At 41.8% G+C, this 25,851-nt stretch carries 21 protein-coding genes; 1 reads left to right on the top strand and 20 read right to left on the bottom strand.

Translation table 11 applies throughout. The features are described 5' to 3' along the window. Positions 1-260 precede the first annotated feature (260 nt). From fsa to speE, 17 genes are all read right to left on the bottom strand, one after another. The gene (gene fsa / locus ACTWPF_RS02755) at positions 261-899 is read right to left on the bottom strand and encodes a fructose-6-phosphate aldolase (RefSeq protein ID WP_036578511.1); all 639 of its coding nucleotides are present in this window, start codon (positions 897-899) and stop codon (positions 261-263) included. A gap of 47 nt (positions 900-946) precedes the next feature. Further along, positions 947-1,804 carry a class II fructose-bisphosphate aldolase gene (locus tag ACTWPF_RS02750; protein WP_238017924.1) on the bottom strand — a complete coding sequence of 286 codons (858 nt, stop codon included), beginning with the start codon at positions 1,802-1,804 and terminating at the stop codon, positions 947-949. A gap of 101 nt (positions 1,805-1,905) precedes the next feature. Continuing rightward, positions 1,906-2,271: a response regulator gene (locus ACTWPF_RS02745; protein WP_443148217.1), complete on the bottom strand. Its 366-nt coding sequence runs from the start codon at positions 2,269-2,271 to the stop codon at positions 1,906-1,908. Between the two features lie 211 nt (positions 2,272-2,482). Next, positions 2,483-4,096: a CTP synthase gene (locus ACTWPF_RS02740; RefSeq protein ID WP_443148216.1), complete on the bottom strand. Its 1,614-nt coding sequence runs from the start codon at positions 4,094-4,096 to the stop codon at positions 2,483-2,485. Between the two features lie 291 nt (positions 4,097-4,387). Continuing rightward, the gene (gene rpoE / locus ACTWPF_RS02735) at positions 4,388-4,894 is read right to left on the bottom strand and encodes a DNA-directed RNA polymerase subunit delta (protein ID WP_443148215.1); all 507 of its coding nucleotides are present in this window, start codon (positions 4,892-4,894) and stop codon (positions 4,388-4,390) included. Positions 4,895-5,388: 494 nt separating this feature from the next. Next, entirely contained in the window at positions 5,389-8,628 is a 3,240-nt protein-coding gene (gene icmF / locus ACTWPF_RS02730) for a fused isobutyryl-CoA mutase/GTPase IcmF (RefSeq protein WP_443148214.1), read from the bottom strand. Between the two features lie 4 nt (positions 8,629-8,632). Beyond that, positions 8,633-9,271 (bottom strand): TetR/AcrR family transcriptional regulator, encoded by a 639-nt coding sequence (locus ACTWPF_RS02725; RefSeq protein WP_443148213.1) that lies wholly within the window; start codon positions 9,269-9,271, stop codon positions 8,633-8,635. Between the two features lie 35 nt (positions 9,272-9,306). Next, positions 9,307-10,449, bottom strand: coding sequence for an acyl-CoA dehydrogenase (locus ACTWPF_RS02720; RefSeq protein ID WP_443148212.1), 1,143 nt, complete (start codon positions 10,447-10,449; stop codon positions 9,307-9,309). Positions 10,450-10,464: 15 nt separating this feature from the next. Next, the gene (locus ACTWPF_RS02715; protein WP_161463922.1) at positions 10,465-11,601 is read right to left on the bottom strand and encodes an acyl-CoA dehydrogenase family protein; all 1,137 of its coding nucleotides are present in this window, start codon (positions 11,599-11,601) and stop codon (positions 10,465-10,467) included. Positions 11,602-11,616: 15 nt separating this feature from the next. Then, positions 11,617-12,477 (bottom strand): 3-hydroxybutyryl-CoA dehydrogenase, encoded by an 861-nt coding sequence (locus tag ACTWPF_RS02710; protein WP_443148211.1) that lies wholly within the window; start codon positions 12,475-12,477, stop codon positions 11,617-11,619. Between the two features lie 136 nt (positions 12,478-12,613). Beyond that, entirely contained in the window at positions 12,614-13,801 is a 1,188-nt protein-coding gene (locus ACTWPF_RS02705) for an acetyl-CoA C-acetyltransferase (protein ID WP_443148210.1), read from the bottom strand. Between the two features lie 167 nt (positions 13,802-13,968). Then, positions 13,969-16,077, bottom strand: a complete 2,109-nt coding sequence (locus ACTWPF_RS02700; protein WP_443148209.1) for a heterodisulfide reductase-related iron-sulfur binding cluster — start codon at positions 16,075-16,077, stop codon at positions 13,969-13,971. Between the two features lie 416 nt (positions 16,078-16,493). Then, positions 16,494-18,164 (bottom strand): arginine--tRNA ligase, encoded by a 1,671-nt coding sequence (argS, locus tag ACTWPF_RS02695; protein WP_443148208.1) that lies wholly within the window; start codon positions 18,162-18,164, stop codon positions 16,494-16,496. Then, positions 18,161-18,601 (bottom strand): DUF1934 domain-containing protein, encoded by a 441-nt coding sequence (locus ACTWPF_RS02690; protein ID WP_161463926.1) that lies wholly within the window; start codon positions 18,599-18,601, stop codon positions 18,161-18,163. Before ACTWPF_RS02690 ends, argS begins: the two co-directional genes overlap by 4 nt. 76 nt (positions 18,602-18,677) lie before the next feature. Beyond that, positions 18,678-18,884, bottom strand: coding sequence for a hypothetical protein (locus ACTWPF_RS02685; RefSeq protein WP_443148207.1), 207 nt, complete (start codon positions 18,882-18,884; stop codon positions 18,678-18,680). A 72-nt stretch (positions 18,885-18,956) separates the two neighbouring features. Beyond that, a complete protein-coding gene (gene speB, locus ACTWPF_RS02680) occupies positions 18,957-19,829 on the bottom strand; it encodes an agmatinase (protein WP_443148206.1) in 873 nt (290 codons plus the stop codon). Between the two features lie 12 nt (positions 19,830-19,841). Continuing rightward, positions 19,842-20,669 (bottom strand): polyamine aminopropyltransferase, encoded by an 828-nt coding sequence (gene speE / locus ACTWPF_RS02675; protein ID WP_443148205.1) that lies wholly within the window; start codon positions 20,667-20,669, stop codon positions 19,842-19,844. A gap of 140 nt (positions 20,670-20,809) precedes the next feature. Here speE and ACTWPF_RS02670 point away from each other — a divergent pair, with 140 nt between their 5' ends. Further along, the gene (locus ACTWPF_RS02670) at positions 20,810-22,837 is read left to right on the top strand and encodes a transglycosylase domain-containing protein (RefSeq protein ID WP_443148204.1); all 2,028 of its coding nucleotides are present in this window, start codon (positions 20,810-20,812) and stop codon (positions 22,835-22,837) included. A gap of 506 nt (positions 22,838-23,343) precedes the next feature. Here ACTWPF_RS02670 and ACTWPF_RS02665 read toward each other — a convergent pair. The 3 genes from ACTWPF_RS02665 to ACTWPF_RS02655 form a co-directional block, all read right to left on the bottom strand. Next, a complete protein-coding gene (locus ACTWPF_RS02665; RefSeq protein ID WP_106898060.1) occupies positions 23,344-23,865 on the bottom strand; it encodes a YwhD family protein in 522 nt (173 codons plus the stop codon). 63 nt (positions 23,866-23,928) lie between these two features. Then, positions 23,929-24,432, bottom strand: a complete 504-nt coding sequence (locus tag ACTWPF_RS02660; RefSeq protein WP_106898061.1) for a YwgA family protein — start codon at positions 24,430-24,432, stop codon at positions 23,929-23,931. Beyond that, positions 24,413-25,741, bottom strand: a complete 1,329-nt coding sequence (locus ACTWPF_RS02655; protein WP_161465019.1) for an HD domain-containing protein — start codon at positions 25,739-25,741, stop codon at positions 24,413-24,415. The genes ACTWPF_RS02660 and ACTWPF_RS02655 overlap by 20 nt, the downstream gene beginning before the upstream one ends. Between the last annotated feature and the right edge of the window lie 110 nt (positions 25,742-25,851).

Below are 25,851 nucleotides of genomic sequence, written 5' to 3'. Positions count from 1 at the left end.
CTCGTTTATCTTATACTTAGAACTCCCAGATTTTTACTACGTCGAATTTGCTTCCAGCTAAATTTATAGCTTTCCTAATGTGTAACAAGAAGTCCCTCTAAAAATGAAAGGATAAACAGCTGCAGTTAAAGAAATCGGATTAGACGACTTTCCTACAAGAGTTGTAATACACATTTTTAGAAGGACTTTGGATTTGCTGGTTTAAAGTTACACGTTATATTGCTTTTTTAGATTGTGCACTAGTTACCAATTTTATGCAATTAATTTTTATTCCAGTCTGTCAGAAACTTCTCAATGCCTTGGTCAGTCAATGGATGTTTGACAAGCTTTTCTAATACGTTATAGGGAATCGTTGCAATATGCGCTCCATTTAACGCTGCATCAATCACATGTAATGGGTGACGAATGGAGGCAGCAATAATTTCTGATGGGATATCATGACGGTCAAAAATTTCTGCAATGGTCGCAATCAAATTCATTCCATCATGCCCAATATCATCTAGGCGTCCAAGAAATGGCGAAACATAAGATGCGCCAGCTCTCGCTGCTAATAACGCTTGGTTTGCGTTAAAGATCAAGGTAACATTCGTTTTGATATTAAGATCACTTAAAGCTTTAACCGCTTTAAGACCTTCTAGTGTCATCGGAATTTTTACCGTGATATTCGGGGCTATTGCTGCAAGTTCCTTACCTTCTTGAATCATTCCTTCTGCATCTTCAGCAATTACTTCTGCGCTAACCGAACCTGAAACTTCTTCTGTAATTTCACCAAGTCTGTCATGAAAAGAAATTCCCTCTTTCGCTACTAGGCTTGGATTGGTGGTAACACCAGCCAAGATACCAAGTGCGTTAGCTGAGCGTATTTCTTCAATGTTGGCTGTATCAATAAAAAATTTCACTTTCAGTCGCCTCCATTCTCCCCATACTAGGATTTCAGTTTAACTTTTTACGCTTGGTTAGAAGAACCAAACTCACGCATTTTGCCAATTACTGTTTGCTTAATAGCTTCAGAACCAGGTCCAAGATACTTACGAGGGTCATACTGATCCGGTTGTTCAGCAAGTACTTTGCGAACAGCTTGTGCCTGTGCAATTTGGTTTTCTGTGTTTACATTTACTTTAGCTGTTCCGTAAGAAATAGAACGCTGGATATCTTTCGTTGGGATACCAGTTCCACCATGAAGTACAAGTGGCAATTCAATTGTCTTAGAGATTTCTTCCATTTCAGCAAAGCCTAGGTTAGGCTCACCTTTATAAGGTCCGTGTACAGAACCCAGTGCAGGTGCCAAGCAATCAATTCCTGTTTCGTTAACAAGCTTCAGACATTCTTTCGGGTCAGCGTAAATAACGCCTTCTGCGATAACGTCATCTTCTTGTCCACCAACTGTTCCCAATTCGGCTTCAACAGAAACACCATGGATATGTGCAAGTTCTACTACTTTGGAAGTAACTGCAATATTTTCTTCTAGTGGGCCGTGAGAAGCATCAATCATAACTGATGTGAAACCAGCATGGATTGCTTCAGCACATTTTTCAAAGCTTGAACCATGGTCAAGATGAATAGCAACAGGTACTGTTGTTTTATATTCTTCCATCAAAGCTTTTACCATTGTTACAACGACTTTAAATCCACCCATATATCTTCCAGCACCCTCAGATACGCCAAGAATTACCGGTGATTTTTCTTCTTCAGCTGCTTTAAGGATTGCTTGGATATATTCCAAGTTATTAATGTTGAACTGTCCAACTGCATAACCATTGGATTTTCCTTGTTCAAGCATTTCCTTCATTGATACTAATGGCATTACTATGTCCTCCTCTGAGATGAATGGTTTCATCTACATTAAATAAGTTTTAACTACACTATAAGAATACCAACAACAACACTGCTGCGCAACAATAGTGGCTAAGAACTCAACGTAATTTTAATAAGCTCTTGGACATCCATGATGTTGAAAGGCTTTGCAAGAACATGCTTAACATTAGTATAGTCGCTAATTTCGCCTTTAACCTGATCGGATAATCCACTCATCACAATGACTGGCACCTCGATATGCCCTACGTCCATTTGTTTTAAGACTTCACCACCGTGCAAAATGGGAAGATTATAATCCAATAGAACAAGGCTATATGTATTTTTTTTTAGTTTGTCTAACGCTTCTTTCCCAGTTACTGCTGTGGCTACACTATATCCTTCTCCCTCCAGTATATCTGTTAAAAGCAAGCGAATTCCGAATTGGTCGTCGACTATTAGGATCTCTTTTTTAACCACATAACACTACTCCTTTCTATTCAATTACCCGTCTCCTCTAATGTATATATTTCGCTAAAAGCCGGAAATATCCTTCCTGTTTTCAGAATTTTTTATCGCGGTAAAACTTTCCTCAAGCATATAACAATTACCATTTAGATAGTAGACCCTTTCAATTCACTAAAAACAAAAACCGAATAGCCTTCGCTACCCGGTTATTTGCCAAAAAGGTCTATTTTGTCTGGGATTGGTTTTCCACAGATGCTCCAATGAAGCCTTTGAAAAGAGCTTGTGCTCTCGTCGGACGAGATGTGAATTCAGGGTGGAACTGACATGCGACAAACCAAGAATGGTCTTCAATTTCAATGGTTTCCACCAATCTTCCGTCAGGGCTTGTACCAGAGAAAATAAATCCTTTCTCAGCCATTTGCTCTCTATAAGCATTATTGAACTCATAGCGGTGACGATGACGCTCTTCAATGTAATCTTCCCCACCATATGCTGCTTTGGTTTTTGTTCCGTCCTGTAATTTACATGGATACAATCCGAGTCTTAATGTTCCCCCAAGATCCGAGATGTCCTTTTGTTCAGGCAGAAGGTCAATGATCGGGTATGGTGTATTCGGATCGATCTCAGCAGAATGTGCACCTTCAAGACCAATAACATTTCGCGCAAATTCAACGGTTGCAAGCTGCATACCGAGACATATTCCAAAGAAAGGTACATTGTTTTCTCTAGCATATTTAATAGCTTCAATTTTCCCTTCAATTCCTCGATCACCAAAACCACCTGGGACAAGAATACCGTCCACATTATCAAGTGCTTCATGCATTTGTTCTTTATCTAGTTTTTCTGAATTAATCCAGTGAACCTTAATATCTGTATCATAAGCAAAGCCTGCATGCTTTAATGACTCTACAACGGAAATATACGCATCAGGGAGCTCCACGTATTTCCCAACAAGGCCAATGTCTACTTTTTTCGAAAGCGATCTTACTTTGGTAACAAGTTCTTTCCAGTCATTCATTTCGGCAGGCTGGCAATTTAAGCCAAAGTGGTCACACGTAATTTGATCAAGATTCTGTTGTTGTAAGGAAATTGGCACCTGATATAAGGTGTCTGCATCCATCATTTCGATAACAGCCTTTTCGTTAATATCACAGAACAAGGCAATTTTTTCTTTCATTTCCTTGCTTATTGCATGTTCTGTCCGAAGTACAATTACGTCAGGCTGGATTCCTAATGAGCGAAGTTCCTTTACACTGTGCTGAGTCGGTTTTGTTTTCATTTCGCCTGCAGCTTTAATATATGGAACAAGTGTGCAATGGAGATACATGACACTATCCTTGCCAACCTCATTTTTAATTTGACGAATGGCTTCAAGGAAAGGAAGCGATTCAATATCCCCAACAGTTCCGCCAATCTCTGTGATGACAACATCCGCTCCTGTTGCTTCTCCAGCACGGAACACCTGATCTTTAATTTCATTCGTAATATGCGGAATAACCTGTACAGTTCCTCCCAAATAATCCCCACGACGTTCTTTACGGATTACACTAGAGTAAACCTTTCCTGTTGTAATGTTACTAAATTTGTTTAAATTAATGTCAATAAAACGTTCATAATGACCTAAATCCAGGTCCGTTTCAGCTCCATCTTCTGTAACAAAAACCTCTCCATGCTGGTATGGACTCATTGTTCCTGGATCCACATTGATGTATGGGTCGAATTTTTGAATCGTTACCTTTAGTCCACGGTTTTTAAGTAAACGGCCCAGTGAAGCAGCAGTTATTCCTTTTCCAAGCGATGAAACCACACCACCGGTTACAAAAATATAATTCGTCATCCAACTACCTCTTTCTATCATTTTATTCATTGCCTATATGGCATTATTAGGAAACGCTCGGGAATTGTATTTTCTATCTACCTCTTACTGTGCCTCTATTTCACATAGGTATGCTAATCCATACACACGTAGATGGTTGGCATCAGACAAATGGCACTATACGTATACAAAATAATAAAAGCGCCTCCCCCACTAGGTAGGGGAAACGCTTTGAAAGTTAATTTAAAGAGCCCAATAAGAATTGTACCCATCCTCTATCAAAAAGTCAAGATAGATTTCTGGGGCGTAAAGCTACTTTTTATCTTTGGTATCTTCCTCATCAACTTCTTCGTCATCATCATCGGCGTCATCTTCAAGATCTTCTTCCAGATCAGCATCAAATTCATCTTCATCATCATCTTCGAAATCATCAGCCATTTCCTCAATGTCTTCATCCACAATATCCAATTCCTCTTCGACCAGATCCAATGACTCTTCTTCTTTCTTTTTCTTCTTCGTTTTCTTTTTCTTTTTCGGTGCAGCAGCTACTTCTTCATCCATTGTTTCTACAGGGTACCAGCGTTTCAATCCCCACACATTGGAACCGATTGTAATAAAGCGACCATCCACATTTAAGTCTGTATAGAACTGGGCAATGTTAGCTGCCTTATCCGCATCAGAGAATTCCTTTATGTCTGCAATTTGCTCAAAGACATCTTTAAAATTCATCCCTTTTTTCTCATCAAGCATTATGGCATTTGCCAGTTCAATCATTGATAACTTCTTGCTCTCTTCGTGGCTATAGTTCTTTAAGCTCACGGTAACGCACTCCCTTTACTTATATATTCAAGGCTTAATCAGCCCAATGCATCTTCATTCTACTTTTTCCATTATGAAATGGTAATAAAACTCATTATACTATAAACAAGAATAAGGTATAAAGTAAAATGTGTCCTTATGTAATTTAAACTGTTAAATTTTAGCGAACGCCAATTCCATCTTGGCCTTCCTTGCAACAGCAACAAGAACCGTATCCTTCATTATAAACAAATATTCGGGCTTTATGCTATAGCAAAAAAGAAAAAGGCGTGTTTTTCTAATTCCTTTCACGCCTTTTTCTTAAGTCATCATCGATTCGTTCCTCATCATAATTCCTCTATCTCTTAAGTAGGAATGTTCGACAAGTCGAACCACCCCAAAGGTCGGGGCGCAGTTCGTACGTGGGCCCGGAGGATCCGGGTCATGCCGGAGTCGCCACAGGACGTGGCGTTCTTAGTCGGCCTTCCTTTAAACGTGTGCTCTTCGCTTTTTTTTTACATATTTCTTCTATATTGGCCGCCTACTTCGTATAGGGCGTTTGTGATTTGGCCGAGGCTTGCTACTTTGACGGTCTCCATTAATTCCGCAAAAATGTTGCCCCCAGAAGCTGCGACTTCCTTCAGTCGCTCTAGCGCCTGATCTGTTTGGGCACTATGCTCATTTTGAAAACGAAGCAGTTCTTTAATTTGATGTTCTTTTTCCTCTTTAGAAGCACGAGCAAGCTCCATGGAATCGATTTGGTCCTCTGAAGGTGGGGTAGGATTTAAATAAGTGTTTACCCCAATAATAGGTAGCTCCCCTGAATGTTTCTTCCCTTCATAATACAATGATTCCTCCTGAATTTTACCGCGTTGGTACTGTCTTTCCATCGCACCAAGAACGCCGCCACGGTCATTCATCTTGTCAAACTCTTCAAGAACAGCTTCCTCTACCAAATCTGTAAGTTCATCAATTATAAAGGCTCCTTGTAGTGCATTTTCATTTTTAGCAAGCCCGTATTCTTTATTAATAATCAATTGGATTGCCATCGCTCTTCGTACAGACTCTTCTGTCGGAGTGGTGATCGCCTCATCATAAGCATTGGTATGCAGAGAGTTCGTGTTGTCTTGAATGGCGAGCAATGCTTGTAAAGTGGTGCGAATATCATTGAAGTCAATTTCCTGTGCATGCAGGGAGCGCCCTGATGTCTGGATATGATACTTCAACTTCTGACTGCGTTCATTCGCTCCATATTTGTCCCGCATTGTAATCGCCCAAATCCGTCTTGCCACCCTGCCAATAACCGAATACTCCGGATCTAGCCCGTTAGAGAAAAAGAAGGATAGATTTGGCGCAAATTTATTAATATCCATTCCCCTACTCAAATAGTATTCTACATACGTAAAACCATTTGCCAAGGTAAAGGCGAGCTGTGTAATTGGATTAGCACCAGCTTCTGCAATATGATAGCCGGAAATCGAGACAGAGTAATAATTACGTACATTTTTATCAATAAAGTATTGCTGGATATCCCCCATCATCCGTAATGCAAACTCCGTGGAAAAAATACATGTGTTCTGCCCTTGGTCTTCCTTTAAAATATCTGCTTGAACGGTCCCCCGTACAACAGCGATGGTTTCTTCTTTTATCTGTGCATACTCCGCTTCCGTTGGCTCTCTGTCCTGTTCCTGTTTAAATTTATCCACCTGTTGGTCAATTGCTGTATTAAAATACATTGCCAAAATAATCGGCGCAGGCCCATTGATTGTCATGGAAACAGAGGCTAACGGACTTGATAAATCAAACCCCGCATACAGCTTCTTCATATCATCAAGGGTACAAATATTCACCCCACTCTCGCCGACTTTCCCATAAATATCAGGGCGATGTGCAGGGTCTTCACCATAAAGGGTAACGGAGTCAAAAGCTGTCGAAAGTCGCTTTGCTTCCTCATTTTTTGATAAATAATGGAACCTTCTATTTGTCCGTTCCGGGGTCCCCTCACCAGCAAATTGCCTTGTCGGGTCTTCTCCCTTTCGTTTAAATGGGAAAACCCCAGCTGTAAATGGAAAAGAACCAGGTACATTTTCTTTCATTAACCAATATAGCCGCTCACCCCAGTCTTGAAATCTCGGGAATGCCACTTTTGGTATGTTTATGCCTGAAAGGGATTCGGACACAATATCCATTTCTATTTCCTTATCCCGTACTTTGAAGACCATTTTATCTTTGCTGTATGCCTCTTGCATTTCTTCCCAGGAGTCAAGCAGGCGCTTGGATCTGCTATCCAGTTGTCCTTCATGGTATTCGATTAACTTCTGTAGACTTTCTTTAGAAGATTCCTCCTCAACCATTTCCGCTGCTGCTTTTAGTTGATAAATCTTTCTTGCAACATCGCTTTGCTTATTAGCGTGTTGGTGATAATGGCGTACATGTGTCGCGATCTCTCGAAGGTAATGTCTGCGTTCATTTGTAATAATCATATTTTGCTTTTCTGCGATTACATGACGTTTGAAATCAGCCTCGTCTGCCCAGTCAAATTTTTCATTTAACGTATCAATAAGCGAGGCAAATAAAGCATTTGTCCCTGCATCATTAAACTGGCTGGCGATTGTCCCATAGACAGGGAATTCCGTCTTATCCTCATGGAAAAGCATATGGCTTCGTTCATACTGTTTGCGGACCTGATTCAGTGCATCCTCTGAGCCTTTTTGTTCGTACTTATTGATCACAATAAAATCGGCATAATCAATCATATCGATCTTCTCTAACTGTGAAGGAGCACCGAATTCTGCTGTCATGACATACATGGAGAGATCTGTCACATCTGTTATAGCGGCATCTCCCTGCCCAATCCCGCTCGTTTCTACGATAATAAAATCATAGCCTGAAGCGCGTACCACATCGAGTACATCTTGAATGGCTTTTGATAATTCACTGTGAGAATCTCGCGTAGCTAGAGATCGCATGTAAACCCGTTCTGAGAAGATGGCATTCATCCGTATACGATCACCCAGCAAGGCCCCTCCTGTTTTTCGCTTAGTTGGGTCAATTGAGATAACAGCAATTTTCTTATCAGTAATCCCATGAATAAATCGACGAATAAGTTCATCAGTCAAAGAGCTTTTACCCGCTCCTCCTGTTCCGGTGATACCTAGAACAGGGGTGTTACCGTTATTCTTTTCCCTTAGTGATTGTAAAACAGCCTGCTTTTCATCTGCGTCAACTTCGGTATTTTCCATATACGTTATAAACCTGGCAATTGCCTGACGTTCTCCCTTAACAAGTGCTTCCTGGTCCTTCTCTGTATCAATTGGTGGCAGGTAATCACAGTCTTTCAGCATCAAGTTAATCATCCCTTGCAGCCCTAATTCCCTGCCGTCTTCTGGGGAAAAAATTCGTGCTACACCATAAGCATGCAGTTCTTTAATTTCACGTGGGATGATGACACCCCCACCACCGCCATAAACTTTTATATGCTCTGCACCAAGCTCCTTCAATAAGTCGACCATATACTTAAAATATTCTACATGCCCACCCTGATAAGAAGACATCGCGATCCCTTGTACATCCTCCTGGATTGCAGCATGCACGACTTCTTCCACTGATCTGTTATGTCCAAGATGTACCACTTCTGCTCCACTCGCCTGCAAAATTCGTCGCATTATATTAATCGAAGCATCATGCCCATCAAATAAACTGGATGCGGTTACAAAACGAACTGGATGTTCCGGTTTATAAATCGTCTGATCCATGCTTTTACTTCTCTCCTTTCTTAGGTGCCCCAATCGATAAGGAGCGCAAAATAAACTGGGTCTGCCGTTCAATATATTCATCCAAGGTAAATTGCCGTTGCAACATCCAACGACGAAAGCTCCACATTTGTCCTTGAATAAAAATGTTATTTGCCATAAGCATTGCATCCTTTGATGAAATGCTTTCTTCCGGCAAACAGGTCACAATCACCTTTTCTAACATTTGCACCATTTCTCTTTCCTTTTGCAGGACATACTCTTTCGTGTCCTTTTTCAGTGATTTCACTTCTTGGTACATAATGACAATCTCTTCCTGCATTTCATCCATTAAACGAAAATATGCTTCAGTTACGGAAACAAGCTTTTCAAGTGGAGAACCATGGACATTAATGACCTTCTCAAGTCGTACTTGGACCTGGTCATAGATAGAATCACATACAAGAAACAAAACGTCTTCCTTTGTTCGAATATATTCATAAAGCGTGCCAATACTGAATCCTGATTCTTTGGCAATTTCTCGAGTTGTTGTTCGGTGGAACCCTTTTTCTTTAAACAGGTTAAGGGCGCCTTTAATCATTTGTTTGCGTCTTTTCTCCACTAATCCTTTATCTTTTACTGCTGAAAAAACCTGCTCCTCGGCCACCGAGCACTCCCCCCTTCTTCTCAGCAAACTCTTTTTTAGGCTTTGGTCAACATACGACCTATGACGAGCCGCTGAATTTCATTGGTTCCCTCGTAAATTTGCGTTATTTTGGCGTCCCGCATATACCTTTCAACAGGATAATCTTTGGTGTAACCATACCCGCCAAATACTTGCACAGCCTCTACCGTAATTCGCATTGCTGCATCCCCTGCAAATAATTTTGACATAGCAGAAGCTTTCCCGTACGGAAGGCCCTCGGATTCCAACCAGGCCGCCTGATAGGTTAATAGTCTTGAAGCTTCGACGTCTGTCGCCATATCTGCAAGTTTAAACGAGATTCCTTGATTCGTTGCGATCGGCTTGCCAAACTGTTCTCTTTCCTTTGCATAGCCAACAGCTGCATCCAGTGCACCTTGGGCAATGCCAAGAGCTTGGGCCGCAATCCCGTTTCGTCCACCATCCAACGTCGTCATGGCAATTTTAAAGCCTTCCCCTTCTTCACCAAGCATGTTTCCCTTTGGTATCCGACAATTTTCAAAGATAAGCTCTGTTGTCGGTGAAGAACGAATTCCTAGCTTTTTCTCCTTCTTACCAAAGGTAAACCCGTCCGTGCCCTTTTCTACGATGAAGGCACTAATCCCTTTATGTTTTGCATCCGTGTCTGTTTTAGCAAACACAATGTAAATATCTGCTACACCACCATTGGTGATCCAAACCTTGCTGCCATTTAAAATATAATCGGCCCCGTCTTCCTTTGCTGTTGTTTTCATCGAAACAACATCACTTCCAGCTCCCGGTTCTGACAGCGCATAGGCACCTAATGCTTCTCCTGTGGCCAGACGCTTAAGAAACGTCGTTTTCTGCGCTTCATTGCCGTATGTATAAATCGGCCAGCTTGCCAAGGATAGATGTGCTGAAAGCGTTACCCCTGTTGAGGCACACACGCGCGATAATTCCTCTACTGCAATACAATAGCTGACATAATCTGCACCAATTCCGCCATATTCTTCAGGCCATGGAATGCCTGTTAGGCCAAGCACAGCCATTTTGTCAAAAATCTCCCGGTCAAATCGTTCCTCTTCATCTCGTTCAGCAGCAGTTGGCTCCACTTCTTTTTCCGCGAAACTCCGAACCATTTTACGTAGCATTTCCTGTTCTTCGGTTAATTGAAAATTCATTGCTTCATCCCCCAATCATTTCTTTAACAATTCTTTGGCAATTACCATATGTTGAATTTCGTTGGTTCCTTCGTAGATCTCCGTTACCTTAGCATCTCGAAAAAGTCGCTCAGCAGGATAATCCTTTGTGTACCCGTACCCACCAAGCACCTGTACCGCTTCAATGGCGTTTTTCACAGCTGTCTTGGATGCAAACATTTTCGCGATCGATACTTCTTTTGAGCACGAGACACCTTCTTGTACAAGAGAGGCTGCTTGGTAGGTTAATAGACTTGCCGCTTCAGCAGCTGTCGCCATATCAGCTAACTTAAAGGCAATCCCCTGATTTGCTGCAATCGGTTTTTGAAATTGCTCTCTTTCCTTCGCATAATCTGTTGCAAGCTCGACCGCCGCCTCTGCAATCCCCAACGCCTGGGCAGCAATTCCAATCCGGCCGACATGAAGGTTTTTCATCGCTATTTTATAGCCATCTCCTTCATTGCCAAGCAACTGTGTCTTAGAAACCCGGCAATTTTCCAATGTTAGTGGTACCGTGGAGGACCCATTGAGCCCCATTTTCCTTTCTTCTTTTCCAATTTCAAGTCCTGGCGTATTTCGTTCTAAAATGAAGGCACTAAGCGCAGTAGAACCCTCTCCTGTACGAGCAAACGTAATAAAGGTATCTGCATGACCACCATTCGTAATAAACACTTTTGCCCCGTTTATGATGTAATGATCGCCATCCCTCTTAGCTCTCGTTTTTATACTGGAAGCATCAGAACCTGCACTAGGTTCTGTTAATGCAAAGGCTCCTAGGAATTCTCCACTAGCCAATTTTGGCAAATAATATTGCTTCTGCTGATCAGTCCCAAAATAGAGGATCGGATTCGTTCCAACCGAGGTATGCACAGAAAGAATCACCCCTAAGGAAGCGCTTACTTTAGAAAGCTCATGAATAGTCCTAACATAGGAAATAAAGTCCATCCCACTTCCACCAAATTCTTCTGGTATGGGGATGCCGAGTAGTCCAAGCTCTGCCATCTCCCCAATTAGTTCTTTAGGAAATCGATGCTCTCTTTCCATACGTTCTACTTCTGGTGCCACCTTTTCCTTGGCAAAATCGCGTACCATCTTTTGAAGCATGGTCTGTTCTTCCGTAAAATGAAAGTCCATCTCTATCCCCCCTGTCTATCCTGTTGTTTTTTCATATTGGTAAAAGCCACGGCCAGTCTTTTTACCAAGCCAGCCTGCCTGGACATACTGCTTTAACAAGGGACATGGTCTATATTTACTATCAGCAAACCCTTCATGCAACACTTCCATAATGTAAAGACATGTGTCTAAACCAATAAAGTCTGCAAGCGTTAACGGGCCCATTGGATGATTCATCCCAAGCTTCATCGACGTGTCGACATCCTCTACTGTTGCCACTCCTTCGTATACGGTGAAGATAGCCTCATTAATCATTGGCATTAAAATTCGGTTAGAGACAAATCCGGGATAATCTTCTACTGACACCGGTACTTTTCCAAGTACTTTAGCAAGCTCTTCAATTTCTTTAAAGGTTTCCTCACTTGTTTGCAAGCCACGGATTATTTCTACTAACTTCATAACTGGAACCGGATTCATAAAATGCATGCCTATCACTTGGTCTGGTCTCTTTGTTGTTGCTGCGATTTCTGTAATGGCGAGCGACGAAGTGTTCGTAGCAAGAATAGCATGCTGTGGTGTGATCCCATCTAACTCTTGAAAGACTGCTTTTTTAACATCCATCTTTTCCACAACTGCTTCAATAACAAGATCACAGTTCGCCGCGTCCTGTAATGACGTAGAGGGTGTTAACCGATTCTTTGTAGCTGTTTTCTCCCCTTCCGTCATCCGTCCCTTTTCCACTGCTCGGCCAAGCAGTTTTCTAATGGACTGGAGTCCTTTTTGCACAGCTTCTTCCTTTTGATCATGCAAGAAAACTTCTAATCCTGCTTGGGCACAAACTTGTGCAATTCCAGCACCCATTTGACCTGCTCCTACTACAAGTACTTTTTTGATCATGCCATCCCTCCTCATTTTATGTAACGAAAATTAGGAAAACTCATGTTAGGAACCATGATACCCCGGCTTCCTTTTCCACCTGGGGTATTATGGTTTTTCAAGACACAGCGCAAAATACTGCGCTCTTCGCTTTTGTTTATTGTTTTGGTACTTCAATGAGTACTGCGTCGCCTTGGCCACCACCACTGCAGATTGCTGCAATGCCTAGCCCTCCACCACGACGTTTTAGCTCATGGATTAATGTTAGGATAATTCTAGCTCCACTCGCGCCAATTGGGTGCCCTAGCGCAACAGCTCCGCCATTTACATTCACTTTTTCCGGGTCAATTCCAGCTATTTTACCACTTGCCAATGATACTGCAGCGAATGCCTCATTAATTTCAAATAAATCGATGTCGTCCTTAGAGTGGCCCGTTTTTTCTAAAATCTTGTTAATAACAAGACCAGGCGTTTCTGGGAAATCTTCTGCCTCAACTGCTACTTCTGCATGACCGAGCACATAGGCCATTGGTGCTTTGCCCATTTCCGTTGCTTTCTCTTCAGACATAACAACAAATGCACATGCACCATCATTTACTCCAGGTGCATTTCCCGCCGTAATTGTGCCGTTTGGATCGAAGGCTGGACGTAAACCAGCAAGTTTTTCTTGCGTTGTATCTCTTCTAGGCGCTTCATCTGTGTCCACAATTAACGGATCACGTTTGCGCTGTGGTACTTCCACCGCAATAATTTCGTCGGTAAATTTACCATTGTCGATCGCTTCTACAGCAAGCTGATGACTACGATAAGACCACTCATCCTGTGCTTCTCGGCTTAAATCATGTTTACCTGCTGTGGAATTGCCGTAATTCCCCATATGTACCCCTTCAAAAGAGCACGTCAGACCATCATGGATCATCATGTCTTTTACTTGTTTATCACCCATTCGATTTCCCCAACGGGCATCTGGAAGAAAGTATGGCGCATTACTCATGCTCTCCATTCCACCTGCAACAATGATCTCTTCATCTCCTAGTCGGATTAATTGATCAGCAAGTGTCACACTACGAAGACCAGAAGCACACACCTTATTAATCGTCTCGGTTTTTACATTCCATGGTATCCCAGCTTCTCTTGCTGCCTGTCGTGACGGGATCTGTCCTTGCCCACCTTGAAGCACGGTTCCCATGATAACTTCGTCAATCTCGGAACCTTCCATTCCAGCTCGTTCTAAAGCAGCTTTTATTGCCTTACCACCCAGCTGGGATGCGGTAAATCCTTTAAGTGCTCCGCCAAACTTACCAAATGGCGTTCTCGCTCCAGACACAATTACAGATTTTCTCATTATCACTACCACCTTTTCTTCTATTTAAAAACGGCTTGTTAAACTATCACTCCATACCAAGTAGCCGCATGGAAATTGATTGAACGCTCGCTCAGATTACGTGCATAAAAGAAGAAGGAAGTCTCCCTTCTCCCTCTCTGTCATTTTACCATAGTTATGTTTTCGAATTACGCTGTTTTGCTTTCTGTTTCCGTAAACACAGACAATGCCAGGATCTCTGCAACATCCATTGTGCTTATATCCTCTTCAACATTTTTCGCTTTCGTCCCGTCACTAAGCATCGTCAAACAATAAGGACACGCGCTTGAGATCATTGTCGGTTGCACGGCAATAGCTTGTTCGGTTCTTGCCACATTAATCCGATTTCCAGTCGTTTCCTCTGTCCACATCAAGCCACCACCTGCACCACAACACATACCATTCTCTTTACTACGTGTCATCTCTACTAACTCAAGACCTGGTATGGATTTCAAAATTTCTCTAGGTGGATCATACACTCCGTTATATCTTCCTAGATAGCAGGAATCATGATAGGTGAGTCTTTGCTTTATTTCCCGCTTAGGGGCTAGCTTTCCTCCCATTACCAAATCATAAAGCATTTGTGTATGATGATAGACTTCTGCTTCAAACCCAAAATCGGGGTATTCGTTTTTAAAGATATTGTATGCATGCGGGTCAATCGTTACGATTTTGGTTACACCATTTTTCTCAAATTCTTTTATATTTTTCTCGGTAATTTCCTGGAATAAAAATTCATTTCCAATTCGCCTTGCCGTATCTCCAGAATTTGCTTCCTTGTTCCCAAGTATTGCAAATCGGATGCCTGCCTGGTTCATAAGCTTGGCAAAGGAGATTGCAATTTTCTGGCTGCGGCTATCATAAGCCCCCATCGAGCTAACCCAGAATAGATAGTCAAATTCTTTCTCTTCTTTTTTCAGTTCTTTTACTGTTGGAATATAAGCTGTCTCATCAAGCTCCCGCCATTTCACACGATCTTTTTTCGACAGTCCCCATGGGTTTCCTTGACGTTCAATATTCATTACAGCACGCTGTACATCTTGATCCATCTTTCCTTCTGTCATCACAAGATAGCGGCGCAAATCAATGATCGTACCAACGTGTTCATTATTTACTGGACAAGCATCCTCACAGTTTCGGCATGTCGTACAACCAGAAAGCTCTTCCGCTGTAATGACATCGCCAATTAAACTAGCATGTTGCACTGTGGCTGCTGCTTCTTCATTTGAAGTAGCTTGATTTCCTTGTGTACCTGCAAACGCGTAAGCTGGAACCCAAGGTGATTTCCCTGTGATTGAAGCACCTTTTTCTGTTAGGTGGTTCCTTAGTTTCACCATGATATCCATCGGAGAAAGCATTTTGCCTGTTCCAGATGCAGGACAGACATCGGTACAGCGACCACATTCTACACATGCGTAAAAATCTATCATCTGATGTTGTTCAAAATCCTCTATCTTCCCAACACCAAAGGATATCTCCTCCTCGCTTTCCTCTGCATCCTCATCAATATCGAAATCAAGTTTCTTCAGTTTACCCGGGACCCGCTTACTTAGAAATACATTAATCGGGGCAGCTATTAAATGGGCATGTTTGGATTGCGGAACGTAAACAAGGAAGGACAGTAATGTAATGGTGTGAACCCACCATGCAATGAAAAAGACAACCATTGCGGCAGTTGGTGACATCCAACTAAATGTTCCTGCTATTAAACTAGCAATAGGCTCTGTCCATGTCATTTCATGACCGTGCCAGATTTGCGCCATTCCGTTTCCAACAAGCACGGAAACCATCAAACTACCAATAAAAATAAGAACTAGCCCTGCTTTAAATCCGCGCTTCAAACGGACAAGCTTTTCCATATAACGACGATAAAAAGCCCAACCAACCGCAACAAGAATCATCAACGTTACAAGCTCTTGAAAAAATACAAAACCTGGATAAAAGATTCCAAACGGCAAATGGTCGCCCGGTGAAATTCCTCTTACAATAAAATCAATGGCACCGAACTGAACAAGAATAAATCCATAGAACATCATGACATGAATCGTGCCAGACTTCTTATCTTTCAAAAGCTTTGATTGGCCAAATACAATTTTCCCTATCCTGCGAAACCGCTCTTTATACTGTCGGTCAAACTCTGATTTTTTCCCAAGTCGAATGTACGCTACCCTAGTCGCTACAACTCTAGCGAATAAATACAGGCCATATAGTGTGATGGCTGCAAAGGCTAATCCGTTTATTAGCAAAAATGTCTCCATTATCCGCTCCCCCTCTGTCATTTCTTGGCATGTCTCCTATCCCCAAAAGATGTTAGCGATTTCATTTTTGTGAATAGTAAAAAACAAATAACTTCTACCTCTACTTTAAACGATGAATGATCATTCAGTCAACTTAAATTCTGTAAAATATTCGTTCTAAGGGACAAGATACATCTGCTTCTAATTAAAGCCACAATCTGGAGTTTTTGTTTAACCATATTTGTTGCTTGCGCAGTGGACTTATACGAAGTTGGCCGATGTTAGACCTCTCTCGGGCGATATTCAGGTATTCTTGGCCGATGTTTAATCTTTCCCGGGCGATGTTCAGCCTTTCTCGGACTATGCTCCCGTGCTCTTTATTGCTAAGCAAAAAGCCGAGCTGATCAGCCCGACTTTTACCATATAAGTTATCTTTTTTACATTTTCTCTGGTGCGGTAACAGCAATTAACTTTAATGCGTTTTGTAATACGGTTCTTACTGCTTTCATTAAGGCAATACGGGCATGTGTCAGCTCTTTATTGGATTCGTCCAAAACCTTTTCAGCGTTATAATAGCTGTGTAACAATGTCGCAAGGTCATACACATACTGTGTGACTTTATGAGGTGTTTGCTTTTCTGCAGCATCTGCAACAGTTTGCGGGAATTCACCAAGTTTTTTCAGTAGGTCTACTTCTTTCTCAGCTGTTAGCAGACTTGCATCATAGCCCGCCTCCACCTCGTATCCCTTGCTTTCCGCCTGCTTCAGCATTGTACATATCCGTGCATGGGCGTATTGTACGTAGAATACTGGGTTGTCATTGGATTGTGAACGTGCTAAATCCATGTCAAAATCAAGCTGTGAATCATTTGAACGGGTTACAAAATAGTAACGAACGGCGTCGACGCCCACTTCTTCCATTAATTCTCGAAGTGCTACTGCTTTACCTGTCCGTTTACTCATACGTAGTTTCTCGCCATTTTCAAACAGGTTCACCATTTGTATGATTTTCACATCAAATTTTTCCACTGGATAGCCTAACGCCTGAATGGCTGCGCGCATTCTTGGGATATAACCATGGTGATCAGCACCCCATACGTTAATAATTTTATTAAAACCACGATCCAGCTTATTTTTATGGTAAGCAATGTCTGGAGTTAGATAGGTGTAGCTACCATCCTGTTTCTTAAGAACACGGTCTTTATCATCACCGAAATCTGTAGTGCGGAACCAGGTCGCATCATCTTTCTCATACACATAGTTGCCATTTTTCAATACATCAAGTGCATCCGTGATTTTATCATCCTGATACAAAGAACGCTCAGAGAACCAGTTATCAAAATGCACACGGAATTCTGCTAAGTCTTCTTCAATTTTACCTAGTTCATACTTTAATCCATATTCCTTAAAGAAGGCTAGACGCTCAGACTGTTCTTTCTCAGCCCAGCTTTCACCATGCTCCTCTGCCAGCTTTTCGCCAATCTTCACGATGTCTTCACCGTGATAGCCATCTTCAGGCATCGCAACGTCTTTTCCAAGTGCCTGGAGATAACGCGCATCGACGGACAACGCCAAGTTATCAATCTGGTTTCCTGCATCGTTAATATAATATTCACGTTCCACTTGGTAGCCAGCAGCATTTAGGACATTACAAAGTACGTCCCCAAAAGCTGCGCCACGAGCATGCCCTAAATGTAGATCGCCTGTAGGATTAACCGAAACAAATTCTACTTGAACCTTTTCACCTTGACCAGCATTAGTTCTTCCGTATGATGCTTGGTCTTTAAGAATAGTTGGAATGATTTCACCGAGAAAATCATTTTTCATGAAAAAGTTAATGAATCCAGGACCAGCAATTTCCACTTTTTCGATGGAAGCTTTTGTATTGTCTAAGTTAGCCGTAATGTCTTCCGCTATTTGTCTAGGAGCCTTTTTGGCAATTCTAGCCAGCTGCATCGCGATATTTGTTGCGAAATCACCATGTGCTTTGTCTTTTGGTTTTTCGAGAACAATCGAAGGGAGCTCCTCTTCTGTCGCTAGGTCAGCCTGTATGACAGCTGTTGCTATTGCTTGTTTTAATATTTCTTCCGTTTGGGCCAACACGTTCATTTGGCACCCTCCTCTATAATTGTAAGTTTGATCTCATGGCTGCGTTCATCCTGGCCATTTAATTTAACTGTGTAATCTATTTTTAAACGCCCTTCAGAATGGTCTGTTGGTGCATTATAGCTGATTGTTTGGGTAGATGTTTCCATATGCATGCTACCATAAGGGTGCTTCAGCACATTTTCGGTAATGTAACCTTGCTGAAATTGCTGATTCATACTAACATCACCAGTTCGTTTAATACTCACTTTATCTGGCTGTATGGTAATCAGATTTTTTGTCGAAGAACCATTCTCATCCTGCTCTTCATAGCGCAGCACATCCAGCTTGCCTTTTTGAAAAAATTCGGCCGTATGCTTCATCTGGCTTTTTTCCACATTTCCATTGTCTTCAATGGAGGTAGAAAGCTCAATCATGACTTGTCGTCCTTGTTGTGTCATCAAATCTCCTCAATCGTAAAAAATCATATAATGACCTATTATATCGTTAATCAGGGGGGAAATGCCAGAACTACCTTTAAAATTCCTGAATTTGCATCATATTAAAGACGTCTGGAAGGTTGATTGGACTTCTCTCGGAATCGATTGGGTTGCTTTTGTTGTTGATTAAACCTCTCGCGTGATCGATTGGACTGCTCCTATGGTTGATTGATCCTCTCGCGTGATCGATTGGACTGCTCATCTGATTGATTAAACCTGTCACATGATCGATTGGACTGCGCATGTGGTTGATTGACCAGAGGTTTTAACAATATTGAAATTTAAAAACCTCCACCCGTAGGTAGAGGCTTGAATTTTATTTCACCCAACCGAGCAGCATTTCACGAACGAATTTACTTGCTGCAATAGCTGTCTTTTCTGAATGGTCATAGGCTGGTGCAACTTCTACGAGGTCTGCACCAATAACCTTCACTTCAGACCCGGCAATAAGTTGAATTGCTTTTAGCAATTCTTTGGATGTGATCCCACCAGCTTCAGCTGTACCGGTACCTGGAGCAAAAGCAGGGTCCAATACATCAATATCGATGGTGACGTATACCTTTCGTCCTGCAAGCTGTGGTAATACTTTTTCTAATGGATCCGCTACATCATACTTTGTCATATGCATGCCGCTTTCCTTAGCAAACTGGAATTCTTCACGCATCCCAGAACGAATCCCAAATGAATAGACGTTCTCTGCACCAAGCAAGCCACAGATCTTCCGTACAGGGGTCGAATGGGAAAGTGCTTCCCCTTCGTATTCTTCACGAAGATCGGCATGTGCATCTATATGAATTACCGCCATATCCGGATGTACTTTGTGCATGGCCTGTATAACTGGCCAGGTAACTAAGTGCTCTCCCCCAAGACCAAGCGGGAATTTCCCATCTGCACTAAGCTTTGTCACATACTTACGAATCTCGTCCAAGCTACGCTGGGGATTGCCAAATGGTAGTGGAATATCTCCTGCATCAAAATAGGAAACTTCCTCTAAATGCTTGTCCATATATGGGCTATATTCTTCCAGTCCAATAGAGGCCTCTCGAATACGTCCAGGGCCAAATCGTGAACCAGGGCGAAAGCTCACTGTCCAGTCCATTGGCATGCCATAAATGACAGCCTGTGCTTTTTCGTAATCATTTCCTGACATAATAAACACTTTTCCTGAGTACGCCTCATCGAATCGCATGGAGTCCCTCCTCTATTTCAATAAATCTGACACAAACCTCGGCAACGCAAAGGAAGCCGTATGCAGTTCTGGTGTGTAGTATTTCGTTTCGATTTCATGGAAACGTTCTGGCTTCACTTTTAGCGGATCGTGTATTTTGCTTCCCATTGTAAATGTCCACAGCCCACTTGGGTACGTAGGAATATTAGCAGTATATAGCTTTGTAACAGGGAAGATCTTTTTCACATCATGGTATACCTGATGAATGAGGTCTGCTTTAAACCACGGGTTGTCCGTCTGCGCAACGAAAATGCCATCATCTTTTAAAGCATCCTTTATTCCGCTGTAAAACCCTTCTGTAAAGAGGCTAACCGCTGGGCCTACAGGCTCTGTAGAATCCACCATAATGACATCAAATTCACGCTTGCTATTTGCAATGTATAAAAAGCCATCATCGACTTTCACTTCTACTCGCGGATCATCCAATGTTCCTGCAATGGAAGGCAGAAACTTTTTAGAGTACTCGATTACCTGCCCATCAATTTCAACAAGGACCGCCTTTTCGACAGAGGGGTGTTTAAGTACTTCGCGAATAACCCCACCATCTCCTCCGCCCACAACTAGGACATGCTTCGGATTAGGATGGGTAAATAATGGTACGTGGGCAACCATTTCATGGTAAACAAATTCGTCCCTTTCTGTTGTCATGACCATATCGTCTAGTACAAGCATATTGCCCCATTCTTCTGTTTCTATCATTTGAAGCTCCTGGAAGTCTGTTTTCACAGTAGCTAGTGTTTGTTTTATTTTTGCTGTAATGCCAAAATTGGCTGTTTGACTTTCAGTAAACCACATGCTCATTTTCTTCACTCCTTCATCTATCAAGACAATAAAATTATAGAGAATTTCTACAAAAAGACAAGCTTTTTCTCACATTTTGTTTAGATCTTTTTATCTTTTCCCATACTGATAGAAATGCACACATACTGGAGATACGAATCATGGGAAAAGGAAAGTATAACTTGGGGTCAAAACTCCTATTAAAATTAATCGTGTGGCTAGTGGCAGTTTTCCTACTTGGAGCGGGTGCCATCTACCTTACTAGTTTCCTGCTTGGCCCACCAGATTTGCAAATGGATCAGAATACCATTCTTTATAGTACTAATGAAGAAGTGATTGGAGAAGAACGTGGACCGGAATACCGGCAATGGGTTGAGCTGAGCGAAATGTCAGAGGAAATTATAGCAGCCACACTACTTACCGAGGATCAGAACTTTTATAATCACCATGGTTTTGATTTGAAACGTATCATGGGAGCAATTGTAAAGGATATTAAAACATGGTCCCTCAAAGAAGGTGCCAGCACTTTAACCCAGCAATATGCAAGGAATCTTTATTTAACCCATGAAAAAAGCCTCACCCGAAAGATCAAGGAAGCATTTTATACAGTGCGCCTTGAAATGTTTTACTCCAAAGAAGACATTCTGGAGGGCTATTTAAATTCTATTTACTACGGTCACGGAGCATATGGAATCGAAGCCGCTAGTAACTATTTTTTTAATAAACCAGCCACAGATTTAACGGTTGCTGAAGCAGCAATGCTAGCAGGCATCCCAAAGGGGCCAACCTATTACTCGCCTCTAAACGATGAAGAAAGGGCGCGAAATCGGCAAGAACAAATATTGACCAACTTACTTGATAAAGGGATTATCGACAAAAAATCTTTTGATTCGGCATTGCGACAGGAATTAATCTATGCTAAAAACAGCCCGAGTAGCCAGGAGAAAATTGCCCCCCACTTCCAAGATACAGTTATCAAGGAAGCCGCTGAGCTACTAGGTAGGAAACAGAAAGAAGTCCGGGCAGGTGGTTATTCTATCTATACAACACTTAACAGCCAACAGCAAAAGTTACTTGAACAACAAGTAGAGAAGACAGTTCAGCCTGAAACAGAACTGGAGATAGGCGCTCTAGCAGTGGATCCTAGCACGGGTGGGATTACTGCCATGCTTGGTGGCAGAGACTATAATCAGAGTCCATTTAACCGAACAACATCAGCAAAGCGAATGCCTGGTTCTTCTTTTAAGCCTTTTCTATATTATGCTGCACTTGAAAATGGGTATACGCCCAATACCATGTTGATGAGCAAGCCAACTAGCTTCGATCTAGCAGATGGCAACGTTTACCAGCCAAGCAATTTTAATGGCTATTATGCAAATGAACCCATTACACTAGCACAAGCTATCGCTTTGTCTGATAACGTATATGCGGTAAAAACAAATATGTATCTAGGCCCAGAGAGACTTGTAGATACTGCAAAAGAATTTGGCATAACAAGTAAGCTCCCTGCCGTTCCTTCCCTAGCACTTGGAACAGCAACTGTAAATGTAAAAGAAATGGTAACTGCCTATGGCATGCTAGCAAACGGGGGCCATGAACTTCAAGGCCATACAATCGAAAAAATTGTCGACCGAGAAGGTAAAACCGTTTATAAACATAAAACGAAAAAAGGGAAGCAGAAACTCGACCAAAAGACAGCCTTTCTCCTTACACAACTTATGACTGGTATGTTTGATAGGGAACTGGATGGCTATATGTCTGTGACAGGGTCGTCGGTTTCTGACCAACTCTCCAGAATCTATGCTGGAAAGTCCGGTACAACCAATTCCGACAGTTGGATGATTGGTTATAGTCCATCTCTTGTGACAGGGGTTTGGGCTGGCTATGATGATAATCGACCAATGGAGAAGGTTGCAGAATCTGCTTATACAAAGCAAATCTGGGCAGGATTCATGGAAGCAGCACATGAAGAACTTCCAGTGGAAAATTTCACTGCACCAAGCGGTGTTGTAGGAATTCCTATTGATCCTGTAACAGGACTGCGAGCAACACCATATTGCGAATCAAGCCGTGTTATGTACTTTGAAAAAGGAACAGAACCAGAGGGATATTGCACGGAACATTACCATAAAGAGGATAAAGATGAGGAAAAAAGCATGGTGGAACAATTATTTGATTTGTTTCGGTAAAAGAGTTTAAGTAAAGACCATAAACTGTGCTCCTTGCCCTTGTATCTATCTCCCGTTCTTAAAACTCATGCCTTCCGTGCCTGGAGATTGGTAGACCTAAAAAAAGACAAAAAGAAGCTGATTCCTCCCATCCGATTGGAATCAGCTTCTTTTCGTCCTAGTAATACATGAGTTAGCCCATGTATACATATTTTACAAATTCCAGTACAAAAGCGCAAGCGTCTGGGGATGGAACATCGACTAAGCCCGACCTGCCCTTGAGTCAACGCTCGCATACTCGAATCCTCCAAAACCCAGGTACATTTATACTAGAATTGTTTAAACATTGTCACAAAATCGCCACTTTTATCCCGGAACAACCGTCCGTAAGACTCCCACTTCAAATATGAAGTGAAACCGTTAGTTTTTAGTGGGAGTAAACGGACGCTAACACCCCGATTCGTTCAAGTAACAAACAGTGGAGGAAGAACGAAAATCCCCTCTGATTGAAGTTTCACTTTATGTCTTTAAACCGAAAGCACTTCTTTTAATTCATCAGTAGAATTAGCCCACATGTCAGAATCAAATTCAACTAGGAAATCCTTTAAAAGCTTTTTAGATTCCTCATCCATATGCGCTAATATAATTTTCCCTTTTAATGATTTTTCCATATGGGTAACGTGCTCTGGCATCGATTTGTATGCTCGCTTAATTGGACGGTCAACCCTGACTTCACTACCTGCAACACCAGCATAAAAGGTTCCGTTTTCGTTTCGCTCTACATTTACCCAGACAATCCAGTAAAGCAAACCGTTCGGGACTTCTTCCTTGTTCGGCAAAAATTTAACACGACGTTCAATATCACTTCGTCCATGCATTGCCCCCATGTCGACATAGGCTTTCTTCTCATTGGGATCCACAATAACGGGTGACATATTCTCTAAACTGATCGTGCCGGCGCCATAACCGCCATGCCCATCTGTTGAATCATCCTTAACTATCGTAAAAGCATTAGTTTTCTTCTTGTTTGAAGAGTTATCAGAACTCATTTCTGGAATCCTCCTTTTTCACTCTTGAATCCCATTTTAGCACAGCGAAAGCGTTGTTTCACCTTAACTGTTTTCATCACTTATAGAGGCGATAAACGAAATGGCCTCTTCTATCTCATCATCGGTATATTTTTGTTTCGGCTTTACGGTATGCACTTTCTGGATGTTTTCTTCAAGTGGTAAATCATCAAAATAGAGCATTGTTGCCACAAGTTCTAAGAAGCGAGAGCTTTTACCTTTTAGCATCGCTATTTTATTCCCCAAATCAGGCATGTCCATAGCAAATTGATCTAAGAAAGACTGGCCGTCTTCTGTTATAGAGTAACGATATTGATAATAATTGCTCTTATCTTCCTTTTCCTCTTGGATGAAATGCAGATTACAAAGCTCTTCCACACGTAATGTTAATTCCTCTGAATAAGGTCCATAGAAATGGAACTGGAATTTCTCCTCAAACGGCAGCTTGCACTTCTGCAGAATATATATCATTTTCTGAAGCTTTTTACGGCCTGTTACCTCGTTTGCTACAGAAAAAAACTGCATTAATTTAGCGTGATTCGTTAGCATCTATTAACTCCCCTTGCCCGTATAAAATTTCCTTTATCCGTGTTTTCTTTTCCTCGTCAGGCAGACTTTCAAGTAAATCCTTCGGGAAATATAATTTATGATCGGTTCTTTTTTTACCTGAAATGGATTCCACAATATCTGAGTGGCGTGAAAGTTCCTTTAAATCACCATTTGGCATAAGTAAATGGATAGGCAGTCGTTCTTCCTCTTCTCCTGGACGATAGAAATCATATGGTAAATCAGATGAAGAATCAACAACAAGATAGTATTCTGGATCAATTCCTGCATCAGAAAATAGCCTGTAGAGCTCCATCCATTCCGCCATTTGTAAATTTGGGTTGAACTCAACATACTTAAATAACCTTCTGTTCATAAACCGCTCACAAAGGTCACGTAATATCTCGTCATCTTCTTCCTGCCAGAGCTGGAAATAATACGATACGATACCCTCATCAAGCTTTAGGTACTCATCTAATTTCACGTCACCTGTGAAAAAGGAAATAAAGTGAGTCGGCTTCAGCTTGAAGTCAAATTCCTTTGTTTCATACAGATATTTAGCACGATGAAGGATTTTTGTAAGGATAACCTCTGCACTTCTTGTCACAGGATGGAAGTACACCTGCCAGTACATTTGGTATCTACTCATAATGTAATCTTCTACTGCATGCATCCCCGTCGCTTTTATGACAACCTGATCCTCTATTGGTCGCATGACCCTTAAAATCCGTTCCATATCAAAGTGGCCGTAGCTTACGCCCGTAAAATAGGCATCTCGTTGCAAGTAATCCATTCTGTCTGCATCGATCTGACTTGAAATCAGGCTAACGACAAGCTTATTTTGATACGTTTTTGCAATGACATCCGCCACTTTTTGAGCGAAGCCTTCCTCAACCTGTTCCAGAATCTCATGAACCTTTGTTTCTCCCAAAATGATTTTTTGCGTATATTCCTCGTGATCAAGCTTAAACACTTTTTCAAAGGAATGAGAAAAAGGCCCGTGTCCTAAGTCATGAAGTAAGGCTGCACAAAGACATAGCAATCGCTCGTCATTATTCCAATGCTCTCTCCCTTGGAAGTTATAAATAATTCTTCGTACAATCTCATAAACACCAAGAGAATGGTTGAAGCGACTATGTTCTGCGCCATGAAAGGTATAATTTGTAGTGCCGAGCTGCTTGATTCTGCGCAGTCTTTGAAACTCTGGAGCTGCAATCAAGTCCCAAATCACCCGGTCCTTCACATGGACATATCTATGTACAGGGTCTTTAAAAACTTTTTCTTCTATCAATTGATCGTCTTTATATGCCATTTATTTTACAACCCGTTTCTGTTCATTCTTAATAAGATGTTGTTCTAAAACTCCGGTAAAAATGACACATCGGTACTGATGACCTTCGACTAAATTCCGACACGTCCTGT

The sequence above is a fragment of the Oceanobacillus sp. M65 genome (assembly GCF_052246275.1).
GTDB lineage: Bacteria > Bacillota > Bacilli > Bacillales > Amphibacillaceae > Oceanobacillus_B > Oceanobacillus_B jordanicus.
The sequence above is the reverse complement of the archived record's forward strand: the minus strand, read 5'-3'. Positions and strand labels throughout refer to the sequence as shown.

What these genes read in the sequence shown, in the direction of transcription:
- ACTWPF_RS02750 (WP_238017924.1), bottom strand. Translation starts at nt 1,804, where the DNA reads ATGCCATTAGTATCAATGAAGGAAATGCTTGAACAAGGAAAATCCAAT.
- ACTWPF_RS02740 (WP_443148216.1), bottom strand. Translation starts at nt 4,096, where the DNA reads ATGACGAATTATATTTTTGTAACCGGTGGTGTGGTTTCATCGCTTGGA.
- icmF (WP_443148214.1), bottom strand. Translation starts at nt 8,628, where the DNA reads ATGGATCAGACGATTTATAAACCGGAACATCCAGTTCGTTTTGTAACC.
- ACTWPF_RS02720 (WP_443148212.1), bottom strand. Translation starts at nt 10,449, where the DNA reads ATGAATTTTCAATTAACCGAAGAACAGGAAATGCTACGTAAAATGGTT.
- ACTWPF_RS02715 (WP_161463922.1), bottom strand. Translation starts at nt 11,601, where the DNA reads ATGGACTTTCATTTTACGGAAGAACAGACCATGCTTCAAAAGATGGTA.
- ACTWPF_RS02710 (WP_443148211.1), bottom strand. Translation starts at nt 12,477, where the DNA reads ATGATCAAAAAAGTACTTGTAGTAGGAGCAGGTCAAATGGGTGCTGGA.
- ACTWPF_RS02705 (WP_443148210.1), bottom strand. Translation starts at nt 13,801, where the DNA reads ATGAGAAAATCTGTAATTGTGTCTGGAGCGAGAACGCCATTTGGTAAG.
- ACTWPF_RS02700 (WP_443148209.1), bottom strand. Translation starts at nt 16,077, where the DNA reads ATGGAGACATTTTTGCTAATAAACGGATTAGCCTTTGCAGCCATCACA.
- argS (WP_443148208.1), bottom strand. Translation starts at nt 18,164, where the DNA reads ATGAACGTGTTGGCCCAAACGGAAGAAATATTAAAACAAGCAATAGCA.
- ACTWPF_RS02690 (WP_161463926.1), bottom strand. Translation starts at nt 18,601, where the DNA reads ATGACACAACAAGGACGACAAGTCATGATTGAGCTTTCTACCTCCATT.
- ACTWPF_RS02685 (WP_443148207.1), bottom strand. Translation starts at nt 18,884, where the DNA reads ATGCGCAGTCCAATCGATCATGTGACAGGTTTAATCAATCAGATGAGC.
- speB (WP_443148206.1), bottom strand. Translation starts at nt 19,829, where the DNA reads ATGCGATTCGATGAGGCGTACTCAGGAAAAGTGTTTATTATGTCAGGA.
- speE (WP_443148205.1), bottom strand. Translation starts at nt 20,669, where the DNA reads ATGAGCATGTGGTTTACTGAAAGTCAAACAGCCAATTTTGGCATTACA.
- ACTWPF_RS02670 (WP_443148204.1), top strand. Translation starts at nt 20,810, where the DNA reads ATGGGAAAAGGAAAGTATAACTTGGGGTCAAAACTCCTATTAAAATTA.
- ACTWPF_RS02665 (WP_106898060.1), bottom strand. Translation starts at nt 23,865, where the DNA reads ATGAGTTCTGATAACTCTTCAAACAAGAAGAAAACTAATGCTTTTACG.
- ACTWPF_RS02660 (WP_106898061.1), bottom strand. Translation starts at nt 24,432, where the DNA reads ATGCTAACGAATCACGCTAAATTAATGCAGTTTTTTTCTGTAGCAAAC.
- ACTWPF_RS02655 (WP_161465019.1), bottom strand. Translation starts at nt 25,741, where the DNA reads ATGGCATATAAAGACGATCAATTGATAGAAGAAAAAGTTTTTAAAGAC.